Genomic DNA, 26,692 nt, shown 5'->3' on the forward strand with positions numbered 1-26,692 from the left:
AATATCCTTTTGGTAAGCTCTTTTTTATGGAAGTTTAAAAAATATATAAATACAATTTAATATCTTTCCAATTCCCTAAAATCCGTTATGATGCAAATTAGTAACAAAATTGTCTTAAGACCGCGTTTTTCATTGGACCTCAACGCAGCAAAAAACCAAGTTTTAGAAGCGTTTGAAGAATCAAAAAAGAATCAAAATGCTATCAAAATAAACATCTTAGATGCCCATGTGTTTTTAAAAATTCATTCGGCAGAACAACACTTTTGGTCGCCCCAACTCCATTTAGAAGTTTTAGAAACCACCCAAACCTGCTGTACGGTCAAAGGTTTATTTGGCCCCAGCCCTACGGTTTGGACGCTGTTTATGTTTTTTCATTTTGTGACGGGTAGTTTGTTTTTGGGCTTTGGAGTTTGGACGTATTCCAGCTGGTCATTGGGCACTCCTTTTATAGCTCCACTGCTTTTGATGTTTCTGATGGTGGTTGTGTGGATTTCCTTATACCTTAGCGGACGCCTCGGTAAACAAAAAGGACACACACAAATGCACGAATTACATGATTTTATGAGCACCGTTTTGAAAGCGTTATAAAAACCTTTATATTTGGCATTGATTTTGACCTCAAATCTAAATCTACATAACCAATTAAACTCTTAGTATAAGCTATTATTTATTGTAAATAACATTGAACTTTTGCCCGATGTCTTTCCTTTATTGGAGATAATCAGCAATTAACTTTCAATATAACCCGTTATATAGCACATTTAAACAAATGACAACACAATTAGAAAACATTATAAGCTACATTGGAATTAGCTTGGGAGTACTTGGAGCAATCGGTGCATTGTTTTGGTTCATCAAAACAGTAACCTCTAAAAAAGTGAAACTTTTTAATTTAGAAATTGAGAGAAATTTAGTTGATGAAGAAAACTATTCCGAAATCATTGACTCCATAAAAAAAGAGGGCAGCAAGAACATTAAACCTGGGGTTGAACAACTTGTTAAATACTATATACAAATTTCAGAGCAAACAAAAATTAGTTTTTGGTTTGGTATTATTTTTGCCTTTTTCGGATTCTCTATTTTACTCATTATAATATTCTCTAATACATATATGAATCCCTCTAAAATTACTATTTTATTGATTTCTACTGCAATTATTGAAGGGGTTGCTATGTTGTTTTTTTCAAGGTCAAACAAAGCTCGAAAAGAAATGGGAACATTTTTTAGTAAGTTACGTAAAGACAGACAACAAGGTATTAGTAGGGAATTAGTAGAATCCATTGAGGGCTCAATACTTAAAGATACCTTAAAAATTCAACTCGCCTTATATTACTCGGGAATACAGAATGACACTTCTTCCATTAATGAAGCGATACAAAGTGCTATTAAAAAAACTTTAAAGAATAAATAAAATAGGAGTGACTTTTTATAAGTACTGTCTTAAGAATGCAAATCGCTTAACTCATATTTTAGACCCCAAGTCGTAATCTTCACAAGCAATAGAACCGAACGAAAGTGATTTTTTATAGTTAAGGGGGCAATTACAAGTAGTGTGAATGCTGATTTCTAATTTAGAAAAGTAAATAGTAAAAATATAGCAAACGTGAAAAAGGGATTAATTGTTTTTTTAATAGTGCCAGTGCTAATGGCTACCCAGTGTGAAGATGACATAGAATGCACTTCAGAAACACTTATAAAAACAAAACAAAACTTGCTTACTATTGAGAATTCACAAACTACTTATCAGGTTGGGGATGTACTGTGGATAAAATCCGATTTGGATAGAAATATTAATTTCGACACTCCAAATGAAACTATTGACTTATTTGATTACAGCGAATTAATTTTCAAATTTAACTTTGACAGGATATCGATATATAATTCTGAAATGTATTTGTGTGTTAATGAAGATACGATTGAAATAGTAAAAGGCGAATTGTTGAATTGCAATCAATTTAGTTATGAAAGAAGTGATACAAATTTTCAATCAAATATTGGGATAAAACTTCTAGAGGCTGGCGAATATAGAATGAAAATCTCTGAAATCTCATCAAATGAACATTCCGACTGTAGTAAAGATGGTATCGTAATACTGACTTCGTTCAGCAATAATGACAATGAATGGGTTACCTTTCTAGTGCAATAAAAATAATTTTGAAAACAGAAAAACAAAATCAAACTTATGAAATATTTAAAATACACCCTTGGAGTTTTAGCAATCTTGGTTATTGGGTTTTTACTTACAGGATTGATCAAAAATGAATTATCTTATAATTGCGAAATAATGGTCGACAGGTCATTAACTGAATCCTGGGCTGTGAGTCAGGACGAAGGTAAAATGGCAGACTGGTTAGATGGATTTCAAAAAATTGAATATGTGAGCGGATCACCTGGAACTGTAGGTGCAGTATCAGATGTATATTTTACTAATGATGGACAGGAAATGACCATTCGAGAAACCATTACTGAAATCGTTCCAAACCAATCTGTATCAATGACGTTTACATCTGACTTTATGGATATGGATTACAAACTCACGATGAAGTCTATTAATGGAAAAACAAAAATAAGCACAAGCACAACATGCATTGGAAATGGAATGTTTTCAAAGTCCTTATTAGCTGTGATGGGAAATTCCATCAAAGATCAAGAAGAAACAAACCTTTCTAATCTTAAGAAAACTATTGAAGAAAATTCAAAAAATTATTCACTTATTGAAAACTAGTTTCATCTAACTTAAGACGTATTTAGTTCTTTGAAAACGACAAAAAACAGTGGGCTAATATTGATTTTTATGGTTTTTGGATGTAAATCCGAAAGGAGTTTAAATGGAAATTATTCCCGCGTCGCTGCATAAATCCTTTCGTGTGGCAACGTTATTAAAGTTATGTTATAAACTGGAAAAACAATATGAGTAGAAATTATCAATTCTATAAACCAGAAGATTATTTTACAGTTAAGGGGGCACTAGTATAAGCAAGGCACTTATGCTAAAAGAGGAGGGGTATTGAGAAATTTCTGATTATATATAATGTAAAAAAAATCTATTTTCAATTAGCCTTTATTTAAAAACCGTTAAATTTGTGAAAATGGACGTCAAGAATCTTTACATAATTGCTGGATGTAACGGAGCAGGAAAAACAACAGCTTCATACACTATACTCCCTGAAATAATTGAATGTAAGGAGTTTGTAAATGCCGATGAAATAGCGAAGGGACTCTCGCCGTTTCAACCAGACAAAGTGTCTTTTGAGGCTGGAAGAATAATGATTAACAGAATCAATGAACTTATAAAAGAAAATCAAAGCTTTGCTTTTGAGACGACATTATCGACTAGAAGTTATAAGCACAAGGTTTTAAAAGCAAAAAAACAAGGGTACAACATTACATTATTGTTCTTTTGGTTAAACAATATAGAATTGGCAAAAGAACGTGTGAAAACAAGAGTATTGGAAGGAGGGCATAATATTCCCGAAAACGCAATTGAAAGAAGATATTTTAAAGGAATATATAATTTATTTGATATATTCATTCCTATAGTTGATGGGGTATTAATTTTCGACAATTCTTTTGGAAGACACGAATTGATTGCACAGAAATTTATAGAAGAAGACCTACTGGTTTTTGACAAAAATAAATTTAACAAACTAAAAGGTATCTATGACAGCAAAGGATAAACAAATAGAATTAAGAGACAACGTTTTAAAAGGACTTGAAAAAGTTTACGAAAAACTTCTTGAATTCAAAAAAGAAAAAAACAGTGAATTAGTAATTATGGAAGGGGATAAAATTGTGAAAATCAAGCCCAAATAATCACTATCTCTAACAACGGTAATCGTTGCACAAGTACTCAAAAGATAAAACTTAGCTAGTTTAATAAACCCTATTTTGAAACTCTTGTAAAAGTTTATACATTGAACCAAGATTTAGACCCCCAAATCGCAATCTTCACAACTAATCGTTTAGTAAGGAGGGATGTTATTTCAAAAAGCAATAGACGCAAGTAGGGATACTTGGCCAGTTGGTGGTGTTTTGTTGATCTTCTAAAAATAAGATGTTGAAAAAAATAGTATTATTTAGTCTCGCATTGACAGTGCTCAACTCTTGTGGAGCTCGAAGAATATATACAAGTGCTAGTTATGGTTCTTTAAAATCCTATACAGAAAAACCTATTAACAACGGGGAGAAAGAAACAGCAACCTACATTTCGGGATCGTTTAGCAATCCTAAACACCCACAACACAATGAGGATGCTGATAAAGTAACTGCCGGAAATTTCTCTATTTACAGAGCAACAACCGATAAACGATTGAATTATTACTATGGATTGGGAGGAGGATTCGGAAGGTATCAATTTAAAAGCGACTTAACTGACTCCGATAATTCAACACGATATATTGATAAAAATGATGCATTAAATTTTTACAACATTAATTTAAAAACAGGAATTAACTTTACAAAAACTTGGGAACGGTTTGAATATAGTATTATTGGTTTAGAATTTATTTACGTGAACGAATTTGGCCCTTACATTGATAAATTAAACGATTTACCTGAAATATCAGATGTAGTTGTACTAGGCAAGAAATCCATTTTTGCTTTTAATTTAAACACTGAAATTACGTTCAGAATAAATAAAAATAACAATATTGGGTATGGAATATTTTTTGGAAGTGTTTTGTTTTTAGATCGCCAAGAAACCCAAAATAAAAGCGCTTCCTACAATGGCTTTATTTTAAAATACAATTACAAAGATTTCACAATTAGTTTGATGAATGAACATAGTGCTGGCTCGATAAATTCAACTCAATTTGGACTTACATATAAACTATTTAGTAAATCGAAAGTGATTGAAGAGTAAAGAAGAACTTGATGATTAGAGGAATGCCAGTATCAAAACATATAAAATAAATAGAAAATCAATAAAACCCAAATCACATGAAAAAATCAATCAACACATCAGTAGTGCTTTTGCTAATGTTCAGCTTCACCATTGGACACGCACAATCTTGGTTCGGCAAAAAAGTTGTTGGCAATGGAAATGTCACCACAAAAACGGTTTCGACTGGAGATTATGATCACATCAAAAGTGTAGGTTCTGCAGACATCCATCTCATAAAAGGAACAGAAGGTTCAATCGCAGTCACAACAGATGAAAATCTACACGCGTACCTCGATATTAAAGTAGAAAACAATACTTTAATTATAAAAATAAAAGACAACATTAACCTAAAAACTAAAAAAGGGTTTCACATTAGCGTTCCCTTTGAAAAGCTTTCAAAAGTGACCTTAACAGGGTCTGGAGACATGGACTCAAAAGACCCCATTACAACCGATGAATTCAAAGTATCAATGAGTGGATCAGGCGACGTTGTTTTAGATGTGAATGCCTCTAAAGTTAAAACAGAGATCACAGGGTCTGGAACTATTTCGCTCTCTGGCACCTACGGCAACCTCAAGCTGGATTTAACAGGCAGTGGCAATTTTGTTGGAACTGGAATGACCTCACAAAGCACCGAAGTTAAGATTGCAGGCTCTGGAAATGCGAAGATTTCAGGGACCACCTCAACGTTAGAAATCGAAGTGATCGGTAGTGGAAGCTTTAAAGGCTTGGAGTTGGGTTCTAATGACACTGACGTCAAAGTTGCAGGATCCGGACAGGCAAAAGTGGTTGCGAATGAATCTTTAAAAGCGAGCGTTAACGGCTCTGGCACGATTGTTTATAAAGGCAATCCAGAAAATGTAAACAGTAAAACAAATGGTTCTGGAAAAATAAAAAGGCATTAGGATTACTAACTTAGTTAAAAGAAAAATGGGTGATGAAAAACTGAGTAATGGAATATCGTTTTAAATTAAGATCTAAAAACAGAACAGACACAAAATATACATAGCCAAAACACACAAAGTAAAATAGCTGGAGTACTACAGTTTGGGAGTATTTTACACTCGTTCTCAGCCCTAAAAACAAAACATTCATTATGAACTACAAACATTTCTATATCATGGATGATTTAAAGTTAAATAGTAATAGTTTTGACAATGAAGACAAAATAGTAAACAAAATTATTTTCCCAAAAAGAAAAACTTGTCATAAAACGGCGTTTTTTTATTGGCAATGATCCTGTTTTCACTCTCGTTTGTTACCCCTAAAAACATTCGAGGACAAAACTATAACTAATTGACAGTCATACCTAAATCATTTTTAAAAAGGCCAAGAAATGGAAGCTTGAATACTGTTTAATAGCAACTTATTCCGTAAACCCCTCTTTAACTGGTCTTTATATTTTGTTTAAACATTTTAACTATTTGTTAATTTATTGATTGTCAGGTTTTTAATTTGGTTAATTTTTTTATTATAAAATATTAATTACCTACCTACCAGGCACTTAACCTTTTTAAGTAGTTGGAATATTTATAGTTTTAGGTATTTGTTCTGAAATTTCGAGTAAACTTCAATATTTTACTATATATTTAACTAATTATGAGTCCTATATAAGAAATCACCCCATTGTAAACGCCCTAAATTTTAAATTATGAAACCTACCTCTATTCTTGTTTTTTTTGCAACAATTTTATTTACCACTAACTTATTTTGCCAAACTACATATAACTCCCAGTATATAGTTAATATGGAGAATGATCTTGATCTTGGCATAAAATATGACTTTACCACCACCAACACCCTTCAGCAATCATTCCGTTTGAATATGGATGATGTTAATGCGAATGAGGCTAGAATATCACATTTGTTCTTATATACCTATTTTTGGCCTGGTTCTGGTGTAGTGGTTACATTAAATTTTTATGAAGGAGATATAGGGAACCTTGGTCCTCTTATTCATACCCAAGATCTTATTAATGAAACATTAGACGTAAGAATAGGTTTTGTTTCTCCAGAAGGAAGTAATACGGTGCCAGGAGTATATCCTTTAACTCAAAATATTACATTGAAAACAAACAAAAGCTATGTTGTGGAATTTGTATTGCCAAATAATGGTATTAACGACTATGGTATATATACAACTGAAACTAATCTAGGAACTTGTAATGTTGGTAATAGAGATTTATGGTTTAAATTATTCGGGGAAGTAGGATCTGCTACAAATACTACAATTAATATTACCAAAGAAAGTGACTTGGGATATCAACTTGATACATATTCCAATTTTTTTGCTGATAAATTACTGAATAAATACGAACCAGAAAATTTATGGATAAAGACTCCATTAGCTGGTACCCTTACCTATATTTCATCAGATGATTCTATTGTTAAACCAACTTTAAATAGTCAACAAGTTGGCATAAAAGATAATATTGAGTTAATGGGGCTTTCTGTTGGAGAAGCAATCATTTATGTTTTGCATCAAAATGATACTATAAGCCACTTTAATGTAAAAGTAACAGATAAGAAAATTATTAACACATCCTATCAATACTTTAAATATCCAGGTGAATCTAATCATAGTTTATTATCCGTATTTGGAGGAGTTAGTGAAAAAATTAGTGAGATTTATGAATCCGTAAATGTTCATATAGAATTTACAGATCAAGGGGTTATTGAATATGAATGGGATTTAAATGGTGATGGCTATAGTTGGACACCAACTGGCATAGAAACAAACACAACGATGGATCAGACTCCAAACGCCACTAACTTTTTCACAAACTTTGTACTCTTGAGGCAAAATAAAAATGATTCTTATGTTGGAGGGAGTAATGGAGGAGGAACATCTAGAGGACTTGGTAAAAAGGATGCTCCGCCTAGGTATGGACTTGTTACCATACATTTATTTGATAATGAGTCAAACTTAGGCAATACATTGGCTCATGAGATAGGGCACAATTTTGGTTTATCCCATTATTCTCGTTATAATAGCAATAGTATTCCTGTTCCTTATGATAATTTTAATCTCATGAAAACTTCGCGTACTTATCAATTAATTTATGGTTTTCAATGGGATGTAATACACAAAACTATAAACTATAGAGAAAGCCTAGGAGAAACTTATGATACAAGAGCCAATGCTGTTTTTAATAATTTCAATGATCAAACTTTTGTCTTCGGTGAGCCAAATACTGATGCTCAAATTAACGCAAGTACAAACTCTGATTCTGAAATTACATACAAGTTAACTTCTAGTGACACAAATGTAATAAGTATTAATAATAACGGACAAATAACTGTTTTAGGAGAAGGGGAAGCTGAAGTTACTGCATATGTATATGCCACAAATAATTATTTGGCCCATTCAGAAAGCATCATCATTTCGATAGGTGGTCCAACTTATTGTTCATCACAAGGGAATAATCCCACAGAAGAATACATCTATAGAGTTCAACTAAATACAATAGATAATGCTTCAGGTACACCAAGTGGATATACTGATTATACTGCAATTTCAACTGATTTACAACAAGGTGAGCAGTATGTAATTACTATTACACCACGTTGGACTGGTTATGTATATCATGAAGCCTATGCCGCTTGGATTGACTACAATAATGACGGAGATTTTGAGGACACAGGAGAATTAGTATTCATGAAATACCCAACAGCAAGCAACATTGTTAATGGAAAATTTACAATTCCTTACTATGCGCATCTAGGTTCAACAAGAATTCGGGTTTCAATGAAATACGGATGGATACCAAATTCTTGTGAATCTTTTACTTATGGAGAAGTTGAAGACTATACAGTAAACATCATTCCGCAACAGCATTTTTGGTTTTGGTCTCGATCAAATGAAAATATTGATATCTCAAAAGAAGATGACAAAACAATAGAAGGTGACCCTTCAGATGGTATTGTTGTATATCCAAATCCAGCAGTAGATCGTTTAATAGTTAAATTTGATGGAGCGAGAATGAAGGATTATAGAATTACGAATTTAAAGGGACAAACAGTGATGTCTGGAACTTTAGATAGTAGTCATAAGATTGATGTGAGTAAATTATCAAGTGAGCTTTATATCATTGAATTTGCAGTTGATGAAAAGATAATAACTCAAAAATTTATTAAGCTATAGTGTAACTAATCATATGATTTCAAGATCGCGATTTTGAAACTATTGTATAAGTTTATACATTGAACCAAGATTTAGACCCCCAAATCGCAATCTTCATAATCAATAGAATCGAACGAAAGCGATTATTTTAGAGTTAAGGGTGCTGGTACAAACGTAGTGTTTGCACTGAAATGAGCTGTAGATAATGACCGACGAAGATTTAAATAAATTCATTGAAAAAGTTGAACAAAATTGTTCGGAATCTGAAGCATATTTTAATTCTGAATTCAACACTGACTTTGGAATTGCTAAAGGAAATAAATTCGGACTATTACTTTACGCTAAAGAATTTTTAAAAGCGGCTAGAGAAATTGACAAAAGGAAATTTGAACAGGGAGATATGGAAGTGTACAATCCTGACTTTAAATGGATAAAGGGAATTGACAGTAATCCATTTAGGTATATAAAAATCACCAAGAAGCTGCTTAAAGAAATTAATCCTGAGAACCAATTAGAAAAGGAAAATTGGAAAAACAAACTTTATAGTATTGGATGTGGAACAGCTGTTGTTTTTGCTCTAATTTTAACATTTGTGGGGTTGGTTACTTTTTTGAAATGGATGTTTTAAAATAAAATTTTCTAAATTGTATGTTTAAAACACGTAACTAATTAAATAAAAAAATGAAGAACTTAATCATAATATTTACAATACTAGCCTTTGGAAATGTTTACCCCCAAACTGATGAAAATGGAAATCCTGTTTTTAATTCAATCATTACAAACGAACAAGCATTTGAGAAATTTAATTTAATTTCTAATTATTACACGCTTGAAAACAATATTACAAACAAGAATTCATCAGTTTATATTTCTAAAAAACCTTCTCTTAACGAAATTGAAAAATCTGCTACGGAATTACCTTCTGACTTTTTTATTATAACTAAAAATCAACAAATATCTAATATGATTTTAATAGTTAACGAACCACAAATGACTTTTGTTGTTATAAATATGACGTCTAACAAACAATCTGAATACGATTTTAGACTTAGAGGCGATATAACAGAAAACCGTGCGAATGAAATCATTAAAGCTAAATATGATCCTAATGCTAAAATCAAAAAAGGGGAACTGTATTTCAATAATAAAAAATTTAAAATCATCCCCAACGAAGATCTTAACAAAGCAGTTTTGTCATTAATAAATAGAAAGGGAATAAGTGAAACTAATCCTTCAGAAATAAAAATTCCATTTCAGGAAGAATTGAAAAATATAATATTAATTGAAACAAAAAAAGGAGGGCAACTTGATTACTTTACTGAAATAAAAGGAAAAGAGAATGACGCAATACAAATTAAACCCAGAGTATTCAGTACAAAATTAGGAATTGCTCTTTATAAATGGGGGCGTGCAACATTTGAAAATGGCGTAAATACATTGGAGGATTCTTATAAAATTTATGAAGAATTCAAAGGGCGGGATTTAAACCAAAAAGAAAAAGATTACATCAAGCTTGGGTTTAATAAAGAACTGGAGAAATAACTGATATCTTAAGACCCATTTTGAAACTACTTTAAAAATTTGTGTTTTACGTAATTAATATTTAATTTTACACGTGTAACACTATGATATGGACACCAAATTAACGCTTAACGTAGATAAAACCATCATTGAAAAGGCAAAAGTATATGCTAAATCTCATAAGGTGAGTTTGTCTCATTTGATAGAATCTTATTTAGCTGCAATAGTTTCGAAAAGCAGTAAGAGAATTGAAATCACACCCCTAGTAGAAAGTCTGAGTGGGGTGATTGATTTAGAACCAAATTTTGATTTCAAAGAAGATTACACAAATTTCTTAATTGAAAAATACAAATGAGTAAATTATTTATTGACACAAATATTGTCTTGGATTTGCTTTCAAAACGAACACCATTTTACGAGAGTGCTGCTCAGATATTCTCGTTTGCAGATAACCATAAACTGAAGTTATCCGTGAGCGCTCTTACCTTTGCAAATACAAACTACATTTTATCCAAACTTAAGTCCGTAAAGGAAGCACGAGAAATCTTAAGAAGATTTAAGGTCCTTGTTAAAGTCTTGCCTCTTAATGATAAAATTGTTGATCTTGCCTTAAATGACGAGGCATTCAAGGATTTTGAAGACGGGCTTCAGTATTACACGGCTCTAGAGGTTAAACAAAATATTATCATTACACGAGATTTAAAAGGCTTTAAAAATGCTAAAATCCCAGTGATGACTGCAGAGGAATATTTGATTTCTATCACATAGCTCGCTAGTGGGTAAAAATCTGTTTTTTAAGAATTATTATACCCAAAACGCTTCAGTTGGTTTTGGTTGGAACGCCAGTTTTTATTCACTTTCACATACAATTCTAAGTGCACTTGTTTGCCAAAAAATTTCTCTAAATCTTTTCTAGCCTCCACGCCTACACGTTTAAGAGCGATTCCCTTATGACCAATCACAATCCCTTTTTGTGTTTCGCGCTCTACCATAATCACAGAACGCATGCGGATGATGTCTTCCTCTTCAAAAAACTCTTCGGTATCCACCTCCACCGCATAAGGAATCTCTTTCTTATAATGGATCAAAATCTTTTCACGGATTTTTTCATTCACAAAAAACCGTTCGGGTTTGTCCGTCAATTGATCTTTCGGATAATAGGCGGGTGATTCTGGCAATAACTCCAAAATACGGTCAAACACATTTTTTACATTAAAACCTTCCAGTGCTGAGATCGCAATAAATTCTGCATTCGGAACTTTCTGTTGCCATAGCTGCGCTTGGGCTTCCAATTGTTCTTGGTTAGAAGTATCAATTTTATTTAACAGCAATAAAACGGGTTTCTTAGAAGCCGTAATTCTATTAAAAAAAGCTTCATCCTTTAACTCTCTTTCGCCAATTTCAACCATATAAATTAAAATATCGGCATCTTCAAAAGCAGACTTCACAAAGTCCATCATTGAACTTTGCAATTCATAGGCAGGCTTAATAATCCCAGGCGTATCCGAAAGAATCACCTGAAAATCATCGCCATTCACAATCCCTAAAATTCGGTGGCGCGTTGTTTGCGCCTTCGATGTAATAATGGATAATTTTTCGCCTACAAAGGCATTCATCAAGGTTGATTTTCCGACGTTGGGATTTCCGATGATATTAACAAAACCTGCTTTGTGCATTTACTTTTAAATTTCCACAAAGTTACAACCTTCCTTTTAGACTATCTAAGAATTAAATACTTAAGAACTTTGGGAGTCGCGCATAAAATCTTCGGCTTTGTCCACCATGGCACTGCTGCCACAAATGAACGGCACCCGTTGATGCAACTCTGTTGGAGTGATGTCCATAATTCTTGAAAATCCATCACTGGCTTTACCATTGGCTTGCTCGGCGATGAACGCCATTGGATTACACTCATAAAGCAAGCGTAATTTTCCATTGGGGTTTTTGGAACTTGTGGGGTATAAGTAAATCCCACCTTTGATCATATTTCGATGAAAATCGGACACCAACGATCCTATATACCGCGAGGTATAAGGACGGTCTCCCTCTTCCATTTGACAATATTTAAGATAATTTTTAATGCCCTGTGGAAAGTGAATATAATTCCCTTCATTAACCGAGTAAATTGTGCCATGCTCCGGAAACTGCATTCGCGGATGCGACAAATAAAACGTCCCAATTGCGGGGTTAAGAGTAAACCCATTGACCCCATCGCCCGTGGTGTACACCAACATTGTAGAAGTACCATAAATAATATAACCTGCCGCTACTTGTTCGCTTCCTTTTTGTAAAAAATCCTCTTCTTGAACAGGGGTTCCTACAGGCGTCACACGTCGGTAAATAGAGAAAATTGTTCCCACAGATACATTTACATCAATATTGGACGACCCATCTAAAGGGTCCATCAATACGATGTATTTATTTTGATGATTTTGATCGTTGCTGTTAATCGCAATAAAACTGTCTTCCTCTTCACTTGCAATGCCACACACGATGTTTCGATTGACAAGGGTTTGAATAAATTTCTCATTGGCATATACATCCAATTTTTGTTGGTCCTCTCCTTGCACATTGGTATCGCCAGCAGTGCCTAAAATATCGACTAATCCAGCTTTATTTACCTCGTAATTGACCACCTTAGCAGCCAGTCGGATGGAGTTGATCAGTCGTGATAATTCGCCAGAAGTGTATTTGAAAGAGGATTGGTGTTCTATTATAAATTCGCCTAGAGTTTGGTGTTTTTGGGACATTCGAGTCTAATGTTTTTACAAATATCTGAATTTTTAGACAACTACAACGTTTTCGTTGCTATTTTATTAGATAATTTTAAAACGCTTTTGAGTATCTTTGAATTTGCAAATACAAACAATGAACTATCACATTAGAAAAGCAGTAACAAGCGATATGAAACAAGTTTTAGACTTGATTACAGAACTCGCCATTTTTGAAAAAGAACCCGATGCCGTTGAAGTCACAGAAGCGGACTTAATCGCCAAAGGATTTGGAGACAGTCCCGAGTTTGATTGTTTTGTGGCAGAATCCGATCAAAAAGTAATTGGGATTGCGTTGGTTTATACCCGGTTTTCAACATGGAAAGGCACCGTGTTGCACTTAGAAGATTTGATTGTTTCGGAAAGCGTACGGGGTCACGGCGTTGGATCGGCTCTCTTAGATCAAGTGATTATTTATGGAAATGAAAAAGGCGTCAAGCGCGTCTGTTGGGAAGTCATTGATTGGAATACCCCAGCCATTGATTTTTATGAGCACAAGGGCGCCCGTGTGATGCGCGACTGGAATGTTGTGCAGTTAGACGCTCAAGGAATTAAAAATTATATCTCAAACATAAACTGATGCAGTTATTTAAATTTGGTGGTGCTTCCGTAAAGGATGCAGAAGGAGTCAAAAATTTAGCCCATGTCTTATCGACTGTTGGCTACAGCAATACACTGATTGTGGTTTCGGCCATGGGAAAAACGACCAATGCCATGGAAACGGTGATTGCAAATTATTTTGATGCCAAACACCAATTGCAAAGCTCCTTACAAGACATTAAAAAATTCCACAACAATATTCTCCTCGATTTATTTGAGAATGAACAACACCCCGTATTTGAAACGGTTGACAACTTATTTCAAGAAATTGTGCTATTTTTTGACCACAACAAATCGCCCAACTACAACTTCGTATATGACCAAGTTATTGGGTTTGGAGAGTTGATTTCTACCACAATTATCAGTCATTATTTAAACAAAATTGGCATCACAAATACTTGGTTGGATGTAAGGACGTTTATAAAAACCGACAATTATTATCGAAATGCCAAAGTGCATTGGAACCAAACACAAGAGTTAATTTCAACCCATGTGGACACTTCAAAATTAAACATCACTCAAGGATTTCTGGGAAGTGATTCTAACAACTTTACAACCACTCTTGGGCGTGAGGGGAGCGATTATACCGCCGCAGTGTTTGCTTATTGTTTAAATGCGAATACAGTGACCATTTGGAAAGATGTCCCAGGGGTTCTCAATGCCGATCCTCGTTATTTTGAGAATGCAGAGTTATTGCATCAGATTTCCTATACTGAAGCTATTGAGCTTTCTTATTATGGCGCGTCTGTAATTCACCCCAAAACGCTGCAACCCCTACAGCGCAAAGAGATTCCTTTGCATGTCAAGTCCTTTTTAAACCCAGAGAATGAAGGTACTACCGTTGGAAAAGATTTGACTCTGAACCCAAAAGTGCCTTGTTATATTTTAAAAAATAATCAAGTTTTAATTTCACTTTCATCACTTGATTTCTCATACATCGTCGAAGATAATATTAGCCATATCTTTAGTTTACTACACGATTACAAGATGAAAGTCAGCATGATTCAAAATTCAGCGATTAGCTTTTCAGTGTGTATAGAAAATAACTATGACAATCTGGAACGCTTGTTATTACATTTAAAGGCAAAGTATAAAGTGTCGTCGCACAAAGCGGTTAATCTCTATACTATTAGACATTACAACCAACAAGCAATCCACGACATGGAAGCCGAAAAAGAAATTCTTTTAAAGCAAATCACTCCCGAGATCGTACAGATTATAACCAAGTAAGTAACTATTTAATCCTAAAAATGATTAAATTTGTATCAGACCCCCAAAATATGAGTATCGTAACCCCCAAAGAAATTGCGAAGGCCATTAAAGTTGATACCTATGGATTTATCGGTACTTTTTTAGGCTGGATCTTGATGAAGGTATTGAAGATTTCTACGATTAACAGAATCTACAATCAGAACAAGCACAAAAGCGATCTTGAATTTTTAAACGGCCTTTTATCCGATTTTCAAATTCGATTTGAAATTCCCGAAGAAGATTTAAAACGACTCCCAAAAGACGGCGCATACATCACGGTTTCCAACCATCCCTTGGGTGGAATAGATGGCATTTTATTGTTAAAATTAATGCTTGAACAACGCAGCGATTTTAAAATCATCGCAAATTTTTTATTGCACCGCATTGAACCTTTAGTCCCGTACATCATGCCGGTAAATCCATTTGAGGATCACAAAGATGTCAAATCGAGCATCGCTGGATTTAAGAATTCCTTGTTACATTTACAAAACGGTCACCCCTTAGGAATATTTCCAGCGGGTGAAGTCTCTACCTATAAAGATGGAAAATTAGTGGTTGATAAACCTTGGGAACCTGCCGCCATGAAACTGATTCAACGTGCCGAAGTGCCTATTGTACCCATTTATTTTCATGCAAAAAACAGTCCTTTGTTTTACCGCCTCTCAAGACTGAGTGCCTCACTGAGAACTGCCAAACTTCCCTCTGAATTGTTAACCCAAAAGAAGCGTGTGATTCGAGTGAGAATCGGAAAACCGATTAGTGTCAAAGATCAAAAAGAGCACGGGACTTTAGATGCCTTTTCGGACTTTGTCAGACGAAAAACCTATATGCTTTCAAACTCTTTTGAAAAGGCTAAAATCTTAACAAATATTTCCTCGAGTTTAAAAGTGACCAAGTCTCCAAAAAAAATTGTGACGCCTGTTCCAACAGATGTTATGTGTGCTGAAGTCGCGACCTTAAAAGCCGAAGACCACCGCCTTTTAACGAGTAAAAACTACGAAGTGTATTTGGCACCTGCGGCTAAACTCCCAAACATCTTACACGAAATTGGACGCTTGCGTGAAATCACGTTTAGAGAAATTGGAGAGGGCACCAACAAGGCGATTGACTTGGACACTTTTGACAGTTATTACCACCACATGTTTTTGTGGGATGCAGAAGCAAAGTGCCTTGCAGGTGCATACCGAATGGGCTTAGGAAGTGAAATTTTTGAAGCTAAAGGCATTGATGGATTTTATCTACAAGACTTGTTCCGTTTTGAACCGGAACTCCACAGCATGATGAGCCAGTCTATTGAATTGGGTCGTGCCTTTATTATTAAAAGCTACCAACAAAAACCAATGCCGTTGTTCTTACTTTGGAAAGGAATTGTGCACAGTACACTGCGCTTTCCAGAACATAAATATTTAATTGGCGGCGTAAGTATCAGTAATCAATTTTCAAATTTCTCAAAATCCTTGATGATTGAGTTTATGAAATCGCATTACTACGATCCGTATTTGGCGCAGTACATCCACCCAAAGAAAGAGTTTAAAGTGAAGCTGAAAGATGCTGACAAAGATTTTGTATTTGATGCCACGGCAGCTGATTTGAATAAGTTTGATAAAATTATTGATGAAATTGAGCCAGGAGCGTTGCGAATGCCCGTGCTCCTCAAAAAATACATCAAACAGAATGCCCATCTGATCGCTTTTAATGAAGACCCCCTTTTTAACAATGCCGTCGATGGACTGATGTACATTCGTATTGCAGACCTTCCCGATAGTACCGTGCGTCCTGTGATGGAAGAATTTCAAGCAGAACTGGAACGCAAGTATGGACCTTCGGAAGATGAATAAATTTTCTTGTTTTTAGATTTTTATCAATTCTTTTTGTAGTTTTAGACTGCCTTAATACTTAACCTAAAATTATGAAACAAGTTTTCCCCAAGGAAATCATTGAAAGCACTGTTGAAACTCACATGTTTCGACATAGCACTAAAAGTAAAGTTATATACCTTATTATTTTACTTTCTGTTATGACTGCTTTAGCCCTACTCCCCTTTACCAATATTGATATTTATTCAACCTCCCGCGGGATTATCAAACCTGATAAAGAACGTATTACGATCACGGCACCCATTTCTGGAAAAATTAATACCTCGTATTTAAACAATAATATGTTTGTGAAAAAAGGAGATACTTTAGTGTCTTTTGATGCCTCTATAATTGTTGAAAAATTGAGTTTATCAAAGCGTCAAATTGAAGAAACGACCCTATTTATTCAAGATTTATCTTATATGGTAGGGGCTAAAAAAATAGACCTCAAACAGCTAAAATCTCCTAAATTCCAAAATGAGGCTCTTCTTTTTAAACAAAAAGAATACGAACTTCAAACGAAGTTTAAAAAATTAAAACGGGACTTTAATCGTTCTAAAAAACTATTCGACAAAGGCGTCATTGCAAAGGTGGAGCACGAAAACAAAACACTTGAGTACGACCTTATAAAAAGCAACATTCACCAATTGCACGAGCAGCAATACAATGCATGGCAAGCGGCACTTACGGACTATAAAACCAAATTAGTAGAGCTTGAAAGTAACGCCTACCAAACCCAACAAAACAGAAACTTATATACCGTGACAGCCCCTATTTCGGGGACTTTGGTAAGCAGTGTGAGTACGGGACAAAACAGCTATTTGGCTGCTGGGCAAACCATTGCCGAGCTATCTCCTGACACGGAATTGCGAATAGAATGTTATGTAAGCCCCTATGACATTGGTTTATTAAAAGTCCATTCCGATGTAAATTTCCAGATAGATGCCTATAATTACAACCAATGGGGCATGTCCAGTGGACGTATCACAGACATTGCAAAAGATATTGAATTCGTTGATAACAAAGCGGTTTTTAAAGTGTATTGCAGCATCAACGACGCCCAACTAGCTCTCAAAAATGGCTATGTAGGCCCTTTGAAAAAAGGGATGACACTGACCGCAAAATTCAAATTAGCCAACCGAAGTTTATTTGACTTATTATACGACAAAGTGGACGATTGGATCAACCCAGGACAAAATCAAACCGCTAAGCTCTAAACCCTGAAAATTATGAAAAACCTAAAAACACTGGAACGCTTACAGCAATTGCATTTAAGAATTAAAAACGAAAATACAGGGGCACCAAAACAATTAGCAGACTTAATGCAAATTAGTCAGCGCTCTGTGTATATACTAATGAATAAGCTAAAGGATTACAATGCAGAAATTAGCTACAGTAGGAATAAAGAAACCTATTACTACACGAACGCCTTTGATTTACAAGTGGCTATTTCTGTAACCGTACTAAACGGAGATGAGGTTACCGAAATTTTTGGTGGCAGTTATTTTTTAGGAGAAAATTTGCACCTTGCAAGGAAGTTGCAGTGAACACGTTTATATTTGGAATATCAAAACAATATTAGATGCATATGGTAGCGTTTTGATACGGATTGTAAAAAGTTTACAACCAAAAAAATTAATATAAACTCAAATTTTAAAAATTATGAAACAATTAGAAAATTATGGTGTTCAAGCGTTGAACACTGAAGAACTCAAATCTACTGAGGGTGGGTTTTGGCAGTATGTAGTCGCAGGGGCTTTGTATGTCATGTCAGAATGGGATGACATTTCTGCTGGATTTAATGATGGAATTAATGGTAACGACTACGATTATAATCCCTGTCCTTAAAACTTTATGAAAGTTAGAAGAAAAAATATATTATATATTTTAATTTTAATTTTTCTTTTTGGTTTTTTATCCAATTATGACAAATTAAAAGAGTCATTTATTAAAATTTTAAATTATTTATCATGGAACTAATAGAATTAAATAAGAATGAATTACTAAACATTAACGGAGGTGATGAACCAGCATATGGGATAGGATATTATATTGGAGCTGGTCTAAATGCAATTGACGAGGCTTTAGGAGAGTTTTTCTTTGGAGATCATCCTTGGTGGACTACACATCCCTAATTAAAAAAACATAAAGCGATGGCTAGAATTATCTTGTTGTCGCTTTATATTAAAAAATTAATTAAATTGAGATTACTAATTAACTTCATTTCAGTAATTGTTCTTTTACTAATATTTGAATTTGGCTTTAATCCCCTTTGGGATTACTTATATGAAATATTTGATATAAAAAAAACTTCGTTTTATGGAAACGAAAAAACTGCTTTTTTTTATTTTCTATAATAATTATAGCTCCTATCGTTGAAACACTTGTCTTTCAAGTTTTAATTAAATATTTACTAGACTTCACATCTTTACGAAGCATCCAAAATAAAATTATTTATTACTCTATTATTTCTGGAGTGTTATTTGGCTTAACTCATAACTATTCGATTGTTCACATTATAAAAGCAACAATAATGGGGGTGATTTTCATGCTTTTTTATCTTAAAACATTGAACAAAAAAAAACTTATGATAACCATTATTTATATTTCAACAACACATGCTTTTTGGAATTTGTTTGTTTGGTTTTGCAGAAATATTTAAAACATGAAAAATAAAAAAACTCTTATCATTCTAGCTGGTATTGTACTTTTAGTCATTGGATTTACTTTAGGACGGGCATTCGTTTCCTATATGTTGGATGCATTAGGGTAAACACGAAACAACAAATCATGAAGAAAAAAATATTCTCAAGTTTTTTTATTGCTTTAGGTCTAATTTACATAAAAAGTGCCTTAACACCCTTGATTTGTATTGATGAACCCAAAGACTATGAACTTTTTTTTGGTTGGAAAACCACAAAAAATATATTTATTCTTGTAAAATTAGTCATAGGAGTACCGCTCGTCATCTTCAATGTAAAAGAATTATTGAAACATAAAAACACCAAAAAAAACATCATTTATCTAGTTCTATCCCTATTCCTTTTTGGATTACTCGGGTACTATGACCGCATAAAAGAATTATTATTTTAAAAAAATATTATGAAAAAACCATACAAAAAAAACATCTTCATTATTGCATTAACGTTTCTGTTCTTTAGCTATTTATTTTCTCATTGGGACTGTTTCAAAGAAGGATTAGGAATTTAGAAATTACGCATTCTCTAGCACTGTCTTTATTTACACATTAATTACATAAACTCGTTGTGCATTTTAATGAAATTCGTCAGTTCGAGTGGATTTTACGATTGAAAATACAAGGGATAGTAGTCCCCCGTCTTTTTTAGGGGCTTTATCTATTTTTTTGAGTATGCCAACCTTAAATTTTGTACAGTTTCAATATGTAGTTTTAGACAACCCAATTATTATTGGTTTCTCTTTTTATCGGATATTATATCCGACATTTATCCGACATTTAGTATCGATATCCGACATTTAAATCAATAAATACTTTGTTCCTTTTTTCTCGCCAACCTTCTTTATAACTCTATATTCAATCAATTCATTTAAATCTCTCAAAGCGGTTCTATCTGTTATTTCAAATAGGTTTTGATATACTCCAGTTGTAATTTGGTTATTCTCTTTTAAATATTCAATTGCTTTTAATTGTCTTTCATTCAAAAATAAAGATGATAAGAACTCTGGACTGGTTCTGTTTTTATATAAAGTAATAGCAACACCACCTGTCAACTCTTCAATTTTAGGTTCAAGTAATCCTGCTTTTTCACATTCTTCAATAATTTTAATTGTTCCACGCCCCCAAGATTCTACAAAGCCTGCTCTAAAAAATGTTCTTGCAATAATTGGGTTTCTAGTCATAGATTTATGGTCTACTTTTAATTTTTCAGGAGTTAATGGATTTAATAGCTCTCCCTGATTCCAAAACATAATTCGGTCAGGATAAACACTAATTTGTATTGGAGAATTTTCATAAGTTCTATGGGTAAACGCATTTAGTAATATTTCTCGAACTGCTTCGTATGGATATTCATAGGTTTCAATTCTTTGAATTCCCTTGTAACTAATAGAGCTGTCTATAAATCTTGTAAATAGAATTTTAAGTGTTTCATCAAGTTGTTCAAAGAGATTTCCTTCTTCCACAACTTCTTGAGAAAGTAATTCTGAACTTGATTTTCCAAATTTTCCAATCTTAAGAAAGGAACTCACATAAAACCTCAAAGGTTGTATCCCAAATAGCAAGATTGCTGACCTAGTTAATTTCCCTTCATTCATTATCAATAAATTCTGAAAAATAGTTTTTGAATCAAGGTTCACTGTTTCAAGCGGTAGCCTTTTGGAAGCAATACCAGACTTAACAAATCGTTTTACCGTAGCTTCATTAATATCGTCAAAAGATGCATTTTCTTCTTCAATACTATCCCAAGTCCTCCCCGTTTTTCTTAACAAAAATTCAGTCAGTTCATTTCCTCGAAGTTCTTGATTGGTACTGCCAGAACGGTAATAATATTTTCCGTTATATGAAATACCATTATTATAGGGTTTGGTAATAATCTCTATATAGTATAAGTCGTTTTCCTCATGTAAATTAACATCACAAAGCACGCCAAGTTTACTAGAAATTTTATTCGGCAACTCGTCCATGAGTTTTGTATACTTATCGACCCCCACTACATTTCCAATATCATCTTTTCCAATATACAAGACACCTCCGTTGGAATTGGCAAATCCACTAATCCATTGCAGATATTCATCTCGCCAAGATTGTTTCCATTCTATGTTTTGTTGTTCGGGCATATTATTATATAACAAATATCTTAAAATTAAAGGTATGGTAATTAAATAAATGTAGGTTTATTTAGTTCAATAATTATTTTAATCTTGAGTGTCTTTATTTATTACCAGAGAAAACGTAAATATCATGAAAACTAAAATCTAAAATATATTATCATTCTAGTGGGACTGTTTCAAAGAAGGATTAGGAATTTAATCTCTAAAAAAACCTACAGTGCACTTTTTTTGCAGTGAAGTCGATTACTATTGCTTGTAAACGCATTTATCATGGCTTCCATAAAAATAAAACAACACGACATTACCGATTGTGGTGCCGCCTGCCTTGCCTCTATTGCTGCGCACTACCATCTAGAGCTGCCCATTGCGCGTATTCGTCAATATGCAGGCACTGACAAAAAAGGGACTAACGTTCTTGGACTCATAGAAGCCGCAGAAAAACTAGGGTTTGAGGCCAAAGGGGTCAAAGGTGTTTTAGACAGTCTTTTTAAAATTCCCAAACCAGCCATCGCTCATATTATTGTAAAAAAGAAACTGCACCATTATGTAGTCATTTATGGTGTTTCCAAAAGCCACATCACGGTTATGGATCCTGGTACTGGAAAGATAGACAAAAAAACACATGAGGCATTTCTTGAAGAATGGACAGGGGTACTCGTCATTTTACAACCTAATGAAACCTTTAAGAAAGGAAATGACAAAATCTCTGTTTACAAGCGATTTTGGTTTTTACTCAAACCTCATAAATTTGTGTTGGCACAAGCCTTTTTTGGCGCCATCGTATATACCTTATTGGGGTTTTCTACTTCTATATACATTCAAAAAATAACGGATTTTGTGCTCGTCAGTGGAAACACAAAATTACTGAATTTATTGGGTGTTATCATGTTAGGGTTACTGCTGCTCCAATTTGTTATTGGCATCTACAAAGATGTTTTTCTCATCAAAACAGGACAACAAATTGACGCCCGACTCATATTAGGTTACTACAAACACCTTCTCAAATTGCCACAGTCCTTTTTTGATACCATGCGTGTTGGAGAAATCATTTCACGGATCAATGATGCAGTGAAAATTAGAACTTTTATCAATGGCGTTTCCTTATCCCTGACCGTGAATGTTCTCATTCTCTTATTTTCATTTGGGCTGATGTTTTTCTATTATTGGAAACTAGCGCTTATCATGTTGCTCGTCATTCCTGTATATGCAATGATCTATTTTATCATCAACCGCTTAAACAAAAAAGTAGAACGGAAACTAATGGAACAGGGCGCAGAGTTAGAAAGTCAACTCGTGGAATCGCTTAATGCCGTAAGTACTATCAAGCGTTTTGGATTGGAAGACTTTGCTAATATAAAAACGGAAACCAAGTTTATCAATTTACTTAAAATTGGGTATAAATCTGCTTTGAACTCTGTGTTTTCAGGCACAAGTTCATCATTTGTAGCGCAACTATTCACTATCATTTTGTTATGGACAGGATCCTATTTTGTAATAGACAGAGAAATTACAGCTGGAGAGTTATTGTCTTTTTATGCGATAATCGGTTACTTCACAGGGCCCGCAGCAAGCCTTATTGGAGCCAATAAACAAATTCAAAACGCTCTTATTGCTGCAGATCGACTGTTTGAAATTATGGATTTGGAACGGGAAAGCTCAGAAAACAAAATTTCGCTAACGCATGAAAAAATTGGGGATATAAACTTCAACAATGTCAGTTTCAGGTATGGAACGAGAGTACAAGTTTTTGAAAATTTTAATCTCAAAATTTCAAAGGGTGAAATAACCGCGATTATAGGAGAAAGTGGTTCTGGAAAATCAACTCTTATGGCGTTACTGCAAAACGTTTATAAAATTCAAAAAGGACAAATTAGCATCGGAGGTTTAGATATCAATTATATAGACACAAACAGTTTAAGAAACATCATAAGCGTAGTACCTCAAAAAATTGATTTGTTTGCCGGAAATGTCATTGAGAATATTGCCGTTGGTGACTTTAACCCAAATATGGAACACATCTTAGGAATTTGTAAGTCAATAGGGATTTTAGATTTTGTTGAAAATCTTCCAAATGGATTTGAAACATATCTAGGCGAGAATGGGGCCTCACTTTCTGGCGGTCAAAAACAACGTATCGCTATCGCAAGAGCATTATATAAAAATCCCGAGATTTTAATCTTGGACGAAGCAACATCTTCACTAGATAGCAAATCAGAAAATTATATTCAAAAGACAATTCTATCTATGCGAGAGAAACACAAGACAGTGGTCATTATTGCGCACCGATTAAGTACAATTGTGAATGCTGACAAAATTATTGTTTTAGATAAAGGAACCGTAGTTGAAAGTGGCACACACACAGACCTGTACAAACAAAAAGGGCGGTATTATGAATTGTGGCAGGCGCAAAGCCCATTGCTTTAATACCTAATTTTTGATCAGGCTTTTATTCACACTTTAATTACAATTTATTTACATTTTAATTACATTTTATCGTACTTTCGTAAAAACACATACGGATGCCTTTTTCACCCAATTACACGATTACAGTTGCTATTGCACAAAATTTAGTGGCCATTGAAACTGGTAAAAAACAATTTGAATCGATTCCTATGAACGCGATGCTCTTAAGCTCGCTACGTAAATCCGCACGATTGGCCTCGACGCACTACTCCACTCAAATAGAAGGAAACCGTTTAACGATGGAGCAAGTTACAGATGTTGTTTCAAAAAAAGCAGAGGGATTTCCTGGACGGGAACGCGATGAAAAAGAGGTGGTCAATTATTACAAAGCGTTAGAATATCTTGAAACAAAAAATAACAAGCCATTAACCGAAACAACCATTCAAACTATACATGGATGGGTTTTAAGTGGTAGAAAGAGCGCAAGCGCGTATAGAGAAGGTCAAAACGTAATTAAAGATGGATTGTCGGGCGCTATTGTTTATATGCCCCCCGAAGCTTCAGAAGTGAGTGGTTTGATGAAAGCACTTGTTTCTTGGATTGACATCTCTTTAAAAAAGGGAAAAATTCCGGTCCCTATTATAGCTGCATTGGCACATTATCAATTTGCGAGCATACATCCCTACTATGATGGAAACGGAAGAACAGCTCGCTTGATTACCAACTATATTTTACATTATGGGGGCTATGGACTGAAGGGCATCTATTCTTTGGAAGCTTATTATGCAAAAAACTTACAGGGCTATTACGATGCTTTGGCTGTTGACGATATTCCCAATTATTATATGGGAAGAGCGGAAGCGGATCTTACAAATTTTCTGGAATATTTTATGAAAGGAATGGCGATTTCTTTTACGAACATTGTGGCATCATCAAAAGAAAATAGCAGCCCATCACTACAAGACAACAGCAAAACATTAAGAGAGTTATCTGCCAAGCAACGCATGGCTTTGGATCTATTTGTAAACCAAAAAGAAATTACGAATACTGATTTAGCACAGCACCTAGGTATTTCTAAAAGGAGTGCTGCCACTCTGCTAAAAAAATGGTTGGAAAACGAATTCCTTATAATTGGAAATCCTTCCAATAGAGCACGATCGTATCGACTCAACCACAAATGGGAACAATTATTTTAAAACCGCTCCGCTACAAATGCTTTCATATAATCCTTAATTTCGGTACGTGCTTTTAAGAATGCAGCGTGCTTTTCTTGGTCGGCACCAATCAATTTAGAAGGATCATAAAAATTATGATGCAAACGCAGAGCATTGGTGCTTGGAATGAATGGACAGTTTTCATTGGCATGGTCACAAACGGTGATGATGTAATCAAAATCAACGTCTGCATATTCATCCACATGGTTGGAGGTATGTTGCGAGATGTCTATCCCATCTTCTTTCATAATCGCCGCAGCACCCGGATTGATACCGTGTGTTTCAATGCCCGCACTGTAAATGGTGGCGCGATTGGCTGCAAATTGATTTAAGTAGCCGTGAGCCATCTGACTGCGACACGAATTTCCTGTACAAAGGACTAATATATTCTTCATTTCTTAATTTTATAAGTGTTATAGCGCACTGTCAATGGGTTCCCAGAGCTCAATTTTATTCCCCTCAGGGTCTAAGATCCAAGCAAATTTCCCATAGTCAAACGTTTGTATATCGCCTACAATAGTAACACCTTCTGATCTAAGAACCGTTATCAAATTGTTAAGATTTTCAACTCGAAAATTCACCATAAAGGGTTGTTTACTGGGCTCAAAATAGGTCGTGTCCTCCTTAAATGGGGACCACTGTGTAGATGCTTTTTTTCCTTCTTCATCCTTCCACCAAAAGGTACATCCATAATCGTCAACGGGCAATCCGAGGTGCTTGCCATACCATGCTTTTGTAGCTTTTGAATCCTTGGTTTTAAAAAATATTCCACCGAGACCTGTGACACGTTTTTTCATATCTATTTTTCTTTTTTTATTTGAGATTCATAAATAGCAATCCATTCATCAACGGATAGTTTAGTGGCGAGCTGTCCAATAAGTTCATAAGGGATGTCCTCCATTTTTTTAAAGCGAATACAGCTTTTTCCCATGTCTAGTTTTGTCTTGCAATGCTTCGGATATTCCGCTACAAACCAATCTAAAATCTCTTTTTTAGCGTACATTCCTAAGTGATACACGGCTATAAAATTTTTCTGAGAGGCGAGGTTCATAAAGGGCAACGGCAACTTGGGATTGCAATGGTAACCATCTGGATATATCGTAAATGGCACCACATATCCTAACATCCCATAGTTGATACATTCCTGAAATTTTGGGTCTAAGCGCTCCAAAATGGTTTGTCTTAATTTTTGAATCGGTGCTTTCCGATCTTCGGGCAATTGAGCGATGTATTCGGAAGGAATTAATGCTGTAGATTTCATA

Annotated in this window: 29 protein-coding genes and 1 pseudogene; 24 read left to right on the plus strand and 6 right to left on the minus strand. The window is 34.4% G+C overall.

All coding sequences use genetic code 11. From position 1 onward, the window contains the following. Positions 1 to 87 precede the first annotated feature (87 nt). From FORMB_RS03780 to FORMB_RS03835, 13 genes are all read left to right on the plus strand, one after another. A complete protein-coding gene (locus FORMB_RS03780; protein WP_083243902.1) occupies positions 88 to 588 on the plus strand; it encodes a GTP-binding protein in 501 nt (166 codons plus the stop codon). Between the two features lie 181 nt (positions 589 to 769). Further along, on the plus strand, positions 770 to 1,411 hold the full coding sequence (locus tag FORMB_RS03785) for a TRADD-N-associated membrane domain-containing protein (protein ID WP_069676188.1): 642 nt from the start codon (positions 770 to 772) through the stop codon (positions 1,409 to 1,411). A gap of 234 nt (positions 1,412 to 1,645) precedes the next feature. Next, positions 1,646 to 2,146: a hypothetical protein gene (locus FORMB_RS03790; protein ID WP_069676189.1), complete on the plus strand. Its 501-nt coding sequence runs from the start codon at positions 1,646 to 1,648 to the stop codon at positions 2,144 to 2,146. A 36-nt stretch (positions 2,147 to 2,182) separates the two neighbouring features. After that, a complete protein-coding gene (locus tag FORMB_RS03795) occupies positions 2,183 to 2,725 on the plus strand; it encodes an SRPBCC family protein (RefSeq protein ID WP_069676190.1) in 543 nt (180 codons plus the stop codon). A gap of 364 nt (positions 2,726 to 3,089) precedes the next feature. Further along, a complete protein-coding gene (locus FORMB_RS03800) occupies positions 3,090 to 3,677 on the plus strand; it encodes a zeta toxin family protein (protein ID WP_069676191.1) in 588 nt (195 codons plus the stop codon). Beyond that, positions 3,661 to 3,813 (plus strand): hypothetical protein, encoded by a 153-nt coding sequence (locus FORMB_RS13105; RefSeq protein WP_197493492.1) that lies wholly within the window; start codon positions 3,661 to 3,663, stop codon positions 3,811 to 3,813. Before FORMB_RS03800 ends, FORMB_RS13105 begins: the two co-directional genes overlap by 17 nt. A 241-nt stretch (positions 3,814 to 4,054) precedes the next feature. Further along, positions 4,055 to 4,861 (plus strand): hypothetical protein, encoded by an 807-nt coding sequence (locus FORMB_RS03805; RefSeq protein ID WP_069676192.1) that lies wholly within the window; start codon positions 4,055 to 4,057, stop codon positions 4,859 to 4,861. 77 nt (positions 4,862 to 4,938) lie between these two features. Further along, positions 4,939 to 5,787 (plus strand): head GIN domain-containing protein, encoded by an 849-nt coding sequence (locus tag FORMB_RS03810; RefSeq protein WP_069676193.1) that lies wholly within the window; start codon positions 4,939 to 4,941, stop codon positions 5,785 to 5,787. Between the two features lie 746 nt (positions 5,788 to 6,533). Then, complete coding sequence (locus tag FORMB_RS03815) at positions 6,534 to 9,026, plus strand: GEVED domain-containing protein (protein ID WP_083243903.1); 2,493 nt, start codon at positions 6,534 to 6,536, stop codon at positions 9,024 to 9,026. A 184-nt stretch (positions 9,027 to 9,210) separates the two neighbouring features. Next, complete coding sequence (locus tag FORMB_RS03820; RefSeq protein ID WP_069676195.1) at positions 9,211 to 9,633, plus strand: hypothetical protein; 423 nt, start codon at positions 9,211 to 9,213, stop codon at positions 9,631 to 9,633. Positions 9,634 to 9,686: 53 nt separating this feature from the next. Continuing rightward, a complete protein-coding gene (locus FORMB_RS03825) occupies positions 9,687 to 10,547 on the plus strand; it encodes a hypothetical protein (RefSeq protein WP_069676196.1) in 861 nt (286 codons plus the stop codon). An 88-nt stretch (positions 10,548 to 10,635) separates the two neighbouring features. Continuing rightward, entirely contained in the window at positions 10,636 to 10,881 is a 246-nt protein-coding gene (locus tag FORMB_RS03830; protein WP_069676197.1) for a DUF6364 family protein, read from the plus strand. Further along, the gene (locus tag FORMB_RS03835) at positions 10,878 to 11,294 is read left to right on the plus strand and encodes a type II toxin-antitoxin system VapC family toxin (RefSeq protein WP_069676198.1); all 417 of its coding nucleotides are present in this window, start codon (positions 10,878 to 10,880) and stop codon (positions 11,292 to 11,294) included. The genes FORMB_RS03830 and FORMB_RS03835 overlap by 4 nt, the downstream gene beginning before the upstream one ends. 26 nt (positions 11,295 to 11,320) lie before the next feature. Here FORMB_RS03835 and era read toward each other — a convergent pair whose 3' ends face one another. After that, positions 11,321 to 12,202 (minus strand): GTPase Era, encoded by an 882-nt coding sequence (gene era, locus FORMB_RS03840; RefSeq protein WP_069676199.1) that lies wholly within the window; start codon positions 12,200 to 12,202, stop codon positions 11,321 to 11,323. 60 nt (positions 12,203 to 12,262) lie between these two features. After that, positions 12,263 to 13,276: a class 1 fructose-bisphosphatase gene (gene fbp, locus FORMB_RS03845; protein ID WP_069676200.1), complete on the minus strand. Its 1,014-nt coding sequence runs from the start codon at positions 13,274 to 13,276 to the stop codon at positions 12,263 to 12,265. Positions 13,277 to 13,394: 118 nt separating this feature from the next. Between fbp and FORMB_RS03850 the strand changes: the two genes are divergently transcribed. From FORMB_RS03850 to FORMB_RS03880, 9 genes and pseudogenes are all read left to right on the plus strand, one after another. Further along, positions 13,395 to 13,877 carry a GNAT family N-acetyltransferase gene (locus FORMB_RS03850; RefSeq protein WP_069676201.1) on the plus strand — a complete coding sequence of 161 codons (483 nt, stop codon included), beginning with the start codon at positions 13,395 to 13,397 and terminating at the stop codon, positions 13,875 to 13,877. Next, complete coding sequence (locus FORMB_RS03855; RefSeq protein WP_069676202.1) at positions 13,877 to 15,127, plus strand: aspartate kinase; 1,251 nt, start codon at positions 13,877 to 13,879, stop codon at positions 15,125 to 15,127. Before FORMB_RS03850 ends, FORMB_RS03855 begins: the two co-directional genes overlap by 1 nt. 50 nt (positions 15,128 to 15,177) lie before the next feature. Next, positions 15,178 to 16,986, plus strand: a complete 1,809-nt coding sequence (locus tag FORMB_RS03860) for a GNAT family N-acyltransferase (RefSeq protein ID WP_069676203.1) — start codon at positions 15,178 to 15,180, stop codon at positions 16,984 to 16,986. Between the two features lie 71 nt (positions 16,987 to 17,057). After that, positions 17,058 to 18,221, plus strand: a complete 1,164-nt coding sequence (locus tag FORMB_RS03865) for an HlyD family secretion protein (RefSeq protein WP_069676204.1) — start codon at positions 17,058 to 17,060, stop codon at positions 18,219 to 18,221. 12 nt (positions 18,222 to 18,233) lie between these two features. Beyond that, positions 18,234 to 18,551 carry a DNA-binding protein gene (locus tag FORMB_RS03870; RefSeq protein WP_069676205.1) on the plus strand — a complete coding sequence of 106 codons (318 nt, stop codon included), beginning with the start codon at positions 18,234 to 18,236 and terminating at the stop codon, positions 18,549 to 18,551. 115 nt (positions 18,552 to 18,666) lie between these two features. Further along, positions 18,667 to 18,852 (plus strand): hypothetical protein, encoded by a 186-nt coding sequence (locus FORMB_RS03875; RefSeq protein WP_069676206.1) that lies wholly within the window; start codon positions 18,667 to 18,669, stop codon positions 18,850 to 18,852. A gap of 122 nt (positions 18,853 to 18,974) precedes the next feature. Beyond that, positions 18,975 to 19,139 (plus strand): hypothetical protein, encoded by a 165-nt coding sequence (locus FORMB_RS12970; protein ID WP_157498071.1) that lies wholly within the window; start codon positions 18,975 to 18,977, stop codon positions 19,137 to 19,139. 209 nt (positions 19,140 to 19,348) lie between these two features. Continuing rightward, positions 19,349 to 19,666: pseudogene (locus FORMB_RS13325) on the plus strand (CPBP family glutamic-type intramembrane protease); the annotation flags it as partial. A 128-nt stretch (positions 19,667 to 19,794) separates the two neighbouring features. Continuing rightward, complete coding sequence (locus tag FORMB_RS03880; protein WP_069676207.1) at positions 19,795 to 20,097, plus strand: hypothetical protein; 303 nt, start codon at positions 19,795 to 19,797, stop codon at positions 20,095 to 20,097. 402 nt (positions 20,098 to 20,499) lie between these two features. Here FORMB_RS03880 and FORMB_RS03885 read toward each other — a convergent pair whose 3' ends face one another. Further along, positions 20,500 to 21,819: an ATP-binding protein gene (locus FORMB_RS03885; RefSeq protein WP_069676208.1), complete on the minus strand. Its 1,320-nt coding sequence runs from the start codon at positions 21,817 to 21,819 to the stop codon at positions 20,500 to 20,502. Between the two features lie 264 nt (positions 21,820 to 22,083). On the opposite strand from FORMB_RS03885, the gene FORMB_RS03890 reads away from it, so the two are divergent. Both FORMB_RS03890 and FORMB_RS03895 read left to right on the plus strand, forming a co-directional pair. Then, on the plus strand, positions 22,084 to 24,237 hold the full coding sequence (locus tag FORMB_RS03890) for a peptidase domain-containing ABC transporter (RefSeq protein ID WP_069677885.1): 2,154 nt from the start codon (positions 22,084 to 22,086) through the stop codon (positions 24,235 to 24,237). Between the two features lie 95 nt (positions 24,238 to 24,332). After that, positions 24,333 to 25,412: a Fic family protein gene (locus tag FORMB_RS03895; protein ID WP_069676209.1), complete on the plus strand. Its 1,080-nt coding sequence runs from the start codon at positions 24,333 to 24,335 to the stop codon at positions 25,410 to 25,412. Here the strand turns inward: FORMB_RS03895 and FORMB_RS03900 are convergent. Genes FORMB_RS03900 through FORMB_RS03910 form a run of 3 tightly spaced genes read right to left on the minus strand, consistent with a single transcriptional unit; the run spans position 25,409 to position 26,691 of the window. Further along, a complete protein-coding gene (locus FORMB_RS03900) occupies positions 25,409 to 25,825 on the minus strand; it encodes an arsenate reductase ArsC (protein ID WP_069676210.1) in 417 nt (138 codons plus the stop codon). The genes FORMB_RS03895 and FORMB_RS03900 overlap by 4 nt on opposite strands. 18 nt (positions 25,826 to 25,843) lie before the next feature. Then, positions 25,844 to 26,227 carry a VOC family protein gene (locus tag FORMB_RS03905; protein ID WP_069676211.1) on the minus strand — a complete coding sequence of 128 codons (384 nt, stop codon included), beginning with the start codon at positions 26,225 to 26,227 and terminating at the stop codon, positions 25,844 to 25,846. A 2-nt stretch (positions 26,228 to 26,229) separates the two neighbouring features. Beyond that, a complete protein-coding gene (locus FORMB_RS03910) occupies positions 26,230 to 26,691 on the minus strand; it encodes a DUF1801 domain-containing protein (protein ID WP_069676212.1) in 462 nt (153 codons plus the stop codon). Position 26,692: the final 1 nt, after the last annotated feature.

This window comes from Formosa sp. Hel1_33_131 (assembly GCF_001735745.1).
In the GTDB taxonomy this organism is placed as follows: domain Bacteria; phylum Bacteroidota; class Bacteroidia; order Flavobacteriales; family Flavobacteriaceae; genus Hel1-33-131.